Raw genomic sequence first — 8,633 nt, forward strand, 5'->3', positions numbered from 1 at the left:
GGAAGACGATGATGTCGCTGGATTGAAAGCTGGGTTGCTGGAGCTGTTCCGCGCTCTCAAGCCATGATTTCAGCCACGTTGATGGGCAGTTCCACCGTTAAAGTTGAAGACCATAAAGGTGACCGAGGCTTCGCTCTTTCCTGGGCGGAGCTTGAAACCATGGTCCGAGTGGAAATCCCCGTGACTGTTATAGTCTTAAACGACGGTATCCTAGGCTCAGGACCCATTGATTTGAGAATGAAGAGCTGATTCAGTTTCGCTTGAGGAGACTGAACGATGAGCAATCTTTACTGGCTGAGCGAAGGACAGATGTCACGCCTTCGCCCCTTTTTTCCCAAGAGCCATGGACGACCACGCGTTGATGACAGACGTGTCTTGAGTGGAATTATCTTCATTCTTCGCAATGGGTTACGGTGGTGTGATGCCCCTCGGGAATACGGGCCTTGTAAAACGCTCTATAATCGTTGGAACCGTTGGTGTCACAAGGGGATATTTGCTCAGATATTAGAAGGTCTGTCTTCCAAATCGTCGGTTGGAAAGACTGTCATGATGGATGCGACCTATTTGAAAGCTCACCGCACGGCTTCAAGCCTACGGTTAAAAAAGGGGGCGATGGACGACTGATCGGCCGGACAAAAGGTGGCATGAATACCAAGTTGCATGCCGTCACTGACGCGCAAGGGCGCCCCATCAGGTTACACGTCACGGCGGGACAAATCAGCGACTACACCGGAGCTGCAGCCTTAATCGAGGCGTTACCGAAGGTCGACTGGCTTCTTGCCGATAGAGGCTATGATGCTGACTGGTTCAGAAAACGGTTAAAAGACAAAGAGATAAAGCCGTGCATCCCGGGTCGCAAAAACCGTAAGAAGCCTATCAAGTATGACAAACGTCGATACAAGCGGCGTAATCGTATCGAAATCATGTTTGGCAGACTGAAAGACTGGCGAAGAATTGCTACCCGTTATGATCGCTGCCCGGTCGTGTTCCGTGCAGCAATAGATCTCGCAGCAGCCGTTATATTCTGGCTCGGAAAGCAATGAGTCCTGAGCCTAGACCAGCTTGGCGTCCTTCAGTAGCTCTTCGAGATAGGTGCCCTCAATCTTCTTCATGGCCACCTTGCCGAGCAGGCGAGCCACAAACGGTAGCTGGATCTCGTCGAGCTTTTTCCGATCGTTGAGGTAATACAGCGCGCTCATCAATACGCGCACGTCAAACGACGAGGCGAAGACCTCCGGCACGCCGCGATCCACATTGAACAGCGTGTAGACGGCTTCCATGGCCGTGCGCACCGAATATTCGGTGGTGAACACGGTATCCTTCTCGGTTTCAGCGAAATTACCGATGAAGGCCAGATTCTTCGAACCGTCCGGCACAACAAGCGGACGGTCGCCCATCGCTCGCGGCATGAAATAGGACGTGATGTAGGGCATGTTGCAGGGGATCGTGCTCGCCGACCGGCGTGCCAGCGCGGGAATGTCCTCGACCGGAACGCCCATGTGAAAAAGCCACTCCTCGCACAACTCGGCGCCCGCACACTCGCGGATCTTCTTCTTCACGTAGTTACCGGGCTTGTCGGAGAACAGGCCATAGAGCCAGACCACGAGCTTCTGGCTTTCGTCCTGCGCCTTGAAGTGAGGCTGACGGCTCATCGTATAGCCGTACAGCCAGTTCGAGTCCTTGAAGTTGCAGGGGCCGCCGGTGACGATGCGACCATCGCGGGGATCGCGGCCGGTCATCTTCTCAATCCAGGGAACGATCTTATCGTCCAGCAGGGTGACGGTCGCCGAGATCGTCCAGTTCGCGTCCGGGATGTCCTCGCAGAACTTCTCCGGCCGGCCGAAGGCGGGATGCTGCGCCGCGAGATTCTTCCAGAGCGTCCAAGCGCCGCCGTGGCCGGTTTCGATCGGCGCAGGATGGTCGTTGTCGCCGAAAGTGGACGACTCGGTGATCGAACCGTTGGTGACGAACACCACGTCGTTCTCCGTGAGCTCGATCGTCTTCGGCTCGCCTCCCACCGTCATGACGAGCCGCCGGGCCAGCTTGTTGCCTCCCGCCGTTTCGACCTCGATGTTCTCGACCTGGGTGTCGTACTGGAAGCGGACACCTTTGCCTTCCAGCCACGCGACGAGCGGCATGATGAGCGACTCATACTGGTTGTATCGGGTGAAGCGCAGCGAGGAGAGATCGGCGAGCGTCGCGATGTGGTGGACGAAGCGCAGCATGTAGCGGCGCATCTCCATGGCGCTCGCCCATGGCTCGAACGCGAACATCGTGGCCCAGTAGAGCCAGAAGTTGGAGGCGAAGAACTCCTCGCCGAAGCATTCGTCGATGCGCTTGTCGTCGAGCGCGCTCTCGGGCGTCAGGGCGAGCTTGAGCATCTCCTCGACGGCCTTCGGCGTCAGCGTCAGGTCGGCCATGTGCGGAATTGGATCTCCTCGGCCCTCGGTCGCGCGGCAGGGATTTCGGCTCGGATCCTTCTTGTGAAGCCAGTACATTTCATCGAGGACGGAGGCGTCCGGCGTGTCGAGCGAAGGAATGGAGCGGAACAGATCCCAGAGCGTTTCGAAATGTGCTTCCATCTCGCGACCGCCGCGGACGATGAAACCCTTATGTTCGTCGAGTATGCCGTCCATGCTGCCGCCCGGCAGAGCAAGCTCCTCGAAGATGATGATATTCTCGCCGGATAATTGCGCATCGCGTATCAGAAACGCCGCGCCGGCCAGCGACGCGAGCCCCGCTCCGACAAAGTAAGCCTTTTTTCCATCGACGCCTTCCGGCTTAGGCGGGCGGGCATACGCCTCGAAATTACCGTTGCTGCGATACATGGGTGATACCTCTATGGACCTGGGCGCGAGCGCCGGGAATTATCTGAATGCGAGTTGCCGGCAGAGGTTCTTCCGGCCGTTGATCAACGGATCGACGCCTCTTCCTTCAACGACGGATCATCATACTCGATGTCTTCGGGAGGGCAAGCCATCGCATACAGCACATTGGCGTCCAGGAGCGCAGTATAGTTGCTCATGGACGTTAATAGTCCATGTCCTGTTCCTGGGCCTCACCGACGAGTTGATCCAGAATGGCTTCCCGCTCGCGATCGTCCCGGGCCTTGTAGGCCACGACAATCTCACTCCCGCCGACGTCTACTTTGGACGCGGACAGACCATCCTGCTCGAACGCGAAAGGATCAAACGAGACACGATCAAAAAACGCCGCTTGAACCACCAGGCCAAAGCGGCTTAAATCAACCCCTAAACCGAGCCGGAAACTCCAATCTTCAAAAGCACAAATAGTCTCAAATCATTCGACGACGGACAGATCCTGCTCAATGGTGTTGTTCATATACTTGCTGGATCGCATCAGGATGGGATTACCGGTCAATTTCAGTCTATTTTCTGCATCGCATTGCAGGATAGCAATGCGGTTGGTTTGACTGCCATCAATGGTGATCCGCTCTGGTCTGCCATGGCAAGCTAGAGCCTTGCGAATGAAGCGTTTGGCAGCACTCAGATCACGACCCTTGCTGAAATAGAACTCAACCGTATCACTATTACTGTCGATCGCACGGCACAGATACATCCATTTGCCTTTGACCTTGACGTAGGTTCCATCCAAATTCCATTTGAGGGTAACTTGGCGCTTCCCGCGATTGAACCGCTCAAGTAGTTTTGGACTGAAATGCAGTACCCAGCGGTGCACGGTCGAGTGATCTATTTAAATGCCGCGCTCGGCCATCATTTCCTTCAGATTACGGAGACTGAGATTATAAGCCAGATACCATCGAACACACAGAAGGATGACAGACTTATCGAAATGGCGGCCTTTGAACAACGATTAACCCAGCTTGTAGAAAGCTGGAAACCTATATCAGTGCTCATTGACGAAACGTTTGCAACAGAACCTTCCAGCCGCTAATCGTCAATTCTCGACCTTGGGCAGTTTTCGCCCAACTGCGACAAGTTCTTTATTTGAAAGAACGGGGCGCAACCTACAACCGTAAAGCTTATGGCGGGATCGAGGTAAATTTCCTTAACGGATATGAACCAGCCACCGATGAAATGATCCTTCCAGAAAATGTGTATAAATTCTCCGGATGCAAGGGGGCTGAAACCCGCGCAGAATAGTCAATTTTCATAAATGGATTTCAATATACGCTTCTTCGGCAACAATGCTCGCGTTGTTATTTCATCTGTTTCCTCATATGATTGCCAATCCTACGAGGGGCAATAATGGACACGCGGTCAGTTTATATAACAGTAACGCTCGTTATTCTGGCGAATGGCGGTGTCCTGACCGCAGTTCTTGCCGATCTCCCTTCGTCTCTTCGGCCTGCTGCACGTATATGGCAAGCAGCTACTCTGTTGGTAGCGATTGGTTGCGTTATATTCGCTATCGAAGACCATATCTCATATAATTTAGCAACATCAGTAGCCAATGCTGTACTATTAACCGCCCTGTGTTCGTATCACGCAAGTATTCGCAAATTTCATGGCCTTCGTGTCTATACGAATGCATTTATTGTTCCTGCGATTGGTACGATCCCCTATGCCTATTACCTCTTTTTTGTACCCGATATTGGTGCAAGAATTTTCATTGTTGCCTTACTCTGGGGATTCATTACTTGTGCATCTGCCATCATATTAATGCAGAATATCAGAAATCCGGAATATCGTTCCCGTGGAAGCCTTTCGCTGACAGTTATCTATGTAACGGTCACAATCGCGAACCTGGCGCGCACGCTCATATACCTGCTCGGTGGCAATCGTGGTCTGAACACCGTTGCAGATAACGAACATTGGATGAATGCAATTACTCCAATGTTTCTTTGCATTATGCCTGTCATCGGCACCACATCGTTTCTGCTGATGTGTTCCGACCAGGTGAAGAAGCGGTGGGAAGACGCGGCATCACGAGATCATCTGACAGAGCTGCCAAATCGTCGTTCGCTTATTTCTTATGGGGAGGCAAATTTGGAAATTGCTCCCTCTGGCAGTTATAACCGAGCGCTCGCAATGCTGGATATTGACGAATTCAAGTGCATCAACGACGGTTACGGCCATCAGTCTGGTGATGAGGTGCTACAGGAAATTGCAGAACGTATTGTCGACGTTCTGCACCCAGAAGACTTTATCGCTCGATCCGGGGGCGAGGAATTTGTCGTGATATTCGGTGAAAAAGGTAGCATGTCACCGGAAATCTCTGCCGAAAGAGTTCGTCAAGCCGTTGCCAGTAAGACTTTTCAGATTGGCACTACTACAATTCCGGTAACGGTTTCTATTGGCGTGGTTGTGTGTCGTGCAAATGCTACCTTTTCCGAAACCCTCAGCAGGGCTGATAAAGCTCTATACGCTGCTAAGAATAAAGGGCGCAATCAGGTCGTTTTCGCCGCTTAGTTGTCACGTGTTAGATCGGTTCAATCGCCGTCTCGTCACCAGGCCAGCGGTTTGAATTGATTTGGCGGTCTACGCGATACATTTGCAGATCGCCATCCGTATGCTGTCTCATGAGGTCTTTGGCATAGCAGTACCATCTGTTAGTCCTTGGCCCGATGGCATGATGACTGTCTGATTGTTATCACCATTTCCGCTACCTAGCTTTGCAGACCGTTTCCCAGCACAATTATAAGTATTATTTGCATAATCACAAGCTGAAATGGCTGAACTTTTAAACAACGGCAGTACAATAACTCCAGCCAGGTAGCGAAGCGGAATTGGTTTCACAGTCACCTCCTCATGCAGTATTGTATTTTTATCCGACGATCGTCGAATGCACGATAAGTAATTTCCATTAAAGCGAGCTAAACGTCAAAACTGGACGACTGTGTTCTTTGTGCAACAATTAATGTTCTAATTGGGCGTTCAAAGGACATCATTCTCAATCTCCACGTCAAAAGGCGCATGGCGAAGCCGGAATGGTCGTCAGCGTCCTTTCGTGCGTCTAACGTCGACCATAACGTCCTTCGATGCAATTCTTGAACCCGGTACGACCCGGATAACTGTAGTGATGAGAAAGAGGATAGTTTCGCAACAACTTCAATCTTTTCCAGTCCAGTAGCATATCCGGATTTCGCGTACGCTTGGTAAATATCCAGCCGGCAAAAGCCGATTGACACCGGGAATGTGCATAGTAAACATATTGGCGACCAACATCAGGTTCTCTTCCTCTTATGCTCCGCGGATGCTTTATTGTTCATTGAAGCTTTCGACTCGCCTCCGTGAAAGGACGTCCTTTGCAGTTTCTTCGTCCACAAGCCATTTTTACCCTTCGATCCATGCTTGTAACGATTGCGATAGTCGGCCTGTTAACGGGAACGCTCGCTTGGTTTTCCGCATTTGGCATCTGGGGTGATCGTATTTGGTTCGCGGCGACCGTTCCGGTACTGGTAGCGCTTGCCATTGACATCGTAGCGAGCTTGCAAAAAGGCGAAGTTGGACTCGATCTGGTAGCAGCTCTGTCGATGGCCGCGGCACTGGCCTTTGGCGAGCCGCTGGCTGGCAATGTTGTAGCGTTGATGTATTCCGGGGGGCAGCTTCTGGAGAGCTACGCAGAGGGGCGCGCGCGTCGGGAGATGACAGCGCTGTTGGGCCGTGTCGCCCACACGGCGATGCGCTATGCTGGTGAAAAACTGGAAGAGGTTCCAGTCGATGATATCCAGCCGGATGAACGGGTTCTCATTCGCCACGGAGAGGTGGTTCCGGTAGACGGTATGCTCGCCTCACGAGCGGCCATTCTCGACCAATCAAGCCTGACCGGCGAAAGCAGGTCTGTAGAAAAGGCCGAGCAGGACGAAATCCTGAGCGGCTCAACCAATCTTGGCGACGCCTTTGATCTCGTCGCAACCAGACCGGCTGCTGAGAGTACCTATGCCAATATCGTGCGGTTAGTCAGTCAGGCGCAGGAAAGCAAAGCGCCAAGCGTACGCATCGCAGACCGCTTTGCGGTTTGGTTCCTGCTCCTCACCCTGTTGATCGCGGGGCTCGCATGGTGGCTGTCTGGCGATCGCATCAGAGCACTTGCAGTCCTCGTTGTTGCGACACCCTGCCCGCTCATACTGGCACTACCGGTTGCCATTATTTCTGGCATGTCCCGCTCTGCAAAACTCGGCGTATTGATCAAAAGTGGTGGCGCATTGGAAGCGCTGGCCAAGATCAAGACAGCCGTTCTGGATAAGACCGGCACCCTGACGTTTGGCCAAGCGCATGTGATCGATCTGAGAGTGACGAATGGCTGGGAAGGACAAGACATGCTTCGCCTCGCAGCGTCGCTCGATCAGGCGTCGGGTCACGTCATTGCCAAAGCTCTCGTCGACGACGCTCTTGGGCGTGGTCTTGTACTGTCCGTCCCCAGCAATGTGAGCGAGACCGCCGGAACGGGCGTGTCTGGTCTGGTCGACGGGCAACATGTAACAATTGGCGGAAGCCGATACGTTCGGAGCAATATCAAGCATGGCGATCCCTACGATTTACGCCAGGGTGTACCCGCTGAATCGGCGGTGGTGGCTGTCGCTGTTAACAACGAACTGGCAGGAATAATCGTGCTTGCCGACCAGATCAGGCCGGATGCAGCACTCATGCTGGAAACCTTCCATGCCGTCGGCATTGACCGCATCGTGCTTGCCTCTGGTGATCGATCTGATGTTGTTGATGCCGTCGCACAAAAGCTTGGAATTGATGAGGCGCATGGTGATTTAAACCCGGAACAAAAAGTCGACATTGTACGCAAGGAAGCTTCGAAAGCCCCAACCATGATGGTTGGCGACGGTGTCAATGACGCGCCAGCACTGGCGACGGCGACAGTAGGTGTGGCGATGGGCGCACGAGGCGCCGCTGCATCTTCAGAAAGTGCCAATGTGGTGCTACTCGTCGACAAGCTCGACAATCTGATTAAGGCCATCCAATCTGCACACCGTACCAGGCGAATTGCGCTGCAAAGCGTGCTGATCGGTCTCGGACTATCGATACTTGCCATGATCATCGCAGCTTTTGGACTTCTGCCACCCGTAGCAGGCGCGTTCACCCAGGAAGTGATCGACATCGCAGTGATCCTGAATGCCCTACGTGCATTGCGGTAGGATTGAGACGCCAACAAAGACCAAGCCTCGATTTTTTTGCCACTCTGGAGTTTTGCAGCCATTCGATCTCGGCATTAGGTGAGAACGACTGTTTGGAAACGAAACTGCCTGTATTGAATTCGATTGCAGCCCAAAGACAATTAGTTCGACCAAGTGCCAGCGCAATCTCTGATTTAAAGGGCCGAACTATGTGAAACTTCTACTGCAATCCTGTGTTCCCGTTTCGCACAAGACGCAGTCGTGTCAGCGGCAGCGGCAAATTGCGGGCACGTAAAGCTTTGTCGATCTGTGTAAATACGACGTCGCGGGGTGTTGTCACGTTAACTGGGCTACAGTTGCCTGCCTGACGGTTTGGGCGTAAATTTTGGCGATGCAGACATCAGATATCATCTTCAAGCGTCACCGTTTTCCGCCACAGATTATTGCTCATGCGGTGTGGCTTTATCTGCGGTTCAACCTTAGTCTGCGTGAAGTTGAGGAAATGCTGCTTGAGCGTGGAATCGACGTATCATACGAGACAGTTCGTCGTTGGATCGCCAAGTTCGGCCCCCAGATCACACGC

At 52.9% G+C, this 8,633-nt stretch carries 5 protein-coding genes and 3 pseudogenes; 5 read left to right on the plus strand and 3 right to left on the minus strand.

What is annotated here, in order from left to right:
• Nucleotides 1–21: 21 nt before the first annotated feature.
• Nucleotides 22–216, plus strand: a pseudogene (locus OPR82_RS22320) (thiamine pyrophosphate-dependent enzyme); the annotation flags it as partial.
• Between the two features lie 60 nt (nt 217–276).
• A protein-coding gene (locus OPR82_RS22325) for an IS5 family transposase (protein ID WP_100652673.1) occupies nt 277–1,043 on the plus strand; the annotation gives its coding sequence in 2 pieces (ribosomal slippage) (nt 277–597 and nt 600–1,043; 765 coding nt in all).
• A gap of 9 nt (nt 1,044–1,052) precedes the next feature.
• Here OPR82_RS22325 and OPR82_RS22330 read toward each other — a convergent pair.
• Both OPR82_RS22330 and OPR82_RS22335 read right to left on the minus strand, forming a co-directional pair.
• Nucleotides 1,053–2,828, minus strand: coding sequence for an oleate hydratase (locus tag OPR82_RS22330; RefSeq protein WP_240579576.1), 1,776 nt, complete (start codon nt 2,826–2,828; stop codon nt 1,053–1,055).
• Between the two features lie 490 nt (nt 2,829–3,318).
• A pseudogene (locus tag OPR82_RS22335) lies at nt 3,319–3,831 on the minus strand (IS6 family transposase); the annotation flags it as partial.
• Nucleotides 3,832–4,229: 398 nt separating this feature from the next.
• On the opposite strand from OPR82_RS22335, the gene OPR82_RS22340 reads away from it, so the two are divergent.
• Nucleotides 4,230–5,393 (plus strand): GGDEF domain-containing protein, encoded by a 1,164-nt coding sequence (locus OPR82_RS22340; protein ID WP_265987157.1) that lies wholly within the window; start codon nt 4,230–4,232, stop codon nt 5,391–5,393.
• Nucleotides 5,394–5,501: 108 nt separating this feature from the next.
• On the opposite strand, the gene OPR82_RS22345 is transcribed toward OPR82_RS22340, so the two are convergent.
• Complete coding sequence (locus OPR82_RS22345; RefSeq protein ID WP_240579574.1) at nt 5,502–5,720, minus strand: hypothetical protein; 219 nt, start codon at nt 5,718–5,720, stop codon at nt 5,502–5,504.
• Nucleotides 5,721–6,229: 509 nt separating this feature from the next.
• Here OPR82_RS22345 and OPR82_RS22350 point away from each other — a divergent pair.
• Together OPR82_RS22350 and OPR82_RS22355 are read left to right on the plus strand one after the other, a co-directional pair.
• The gene (locus tag OPR82_RS22350; protein ID WP_265987159.1) at nt 6,230–8,071 is read left to right on the plus strand and encodes a heavy metal translocating P-type ATPase; all 1,842 of its coding nucleotides are present in this window, start codon (nt 6,230–6,232) and stop codon (nt 8,069–8,071) included.
• Nucleotides 8,072–8,441: 370 nt separating this feature from the next.
• Nucleotides 8,442–8,633 (plus strand): annotated as a pseudogene (locus tag OPR82_RS22355) (IS6 family transposase); the annotation flags it as partial.

Source organism: Ochrobactrum chromiisoli, assembly GCF_026241335.1.
Lineage (GTDB): Bacteria > Pseudomonadota > Alphaproteobacteria > Rhizobiales > Rhizobiaceae > Brucella > Brucella chromiisoli.

Coding starts and splice junctions, on each gene's coding strand:
- OPR82_RS22330 (WP_240579576.1), bottom strand. CDS start 2,828: ATGTATCGCAGCAACGGTAATTTCGAGGCGTATGCCCGCCCGCCTAAG.
- OPR82_RS22340 (WP_265987157.1), top strand. CDS start 4,230: ATGGACACGCGGTCAGTTTATATAACAGTAACGCTCGTTATTCTGGCG.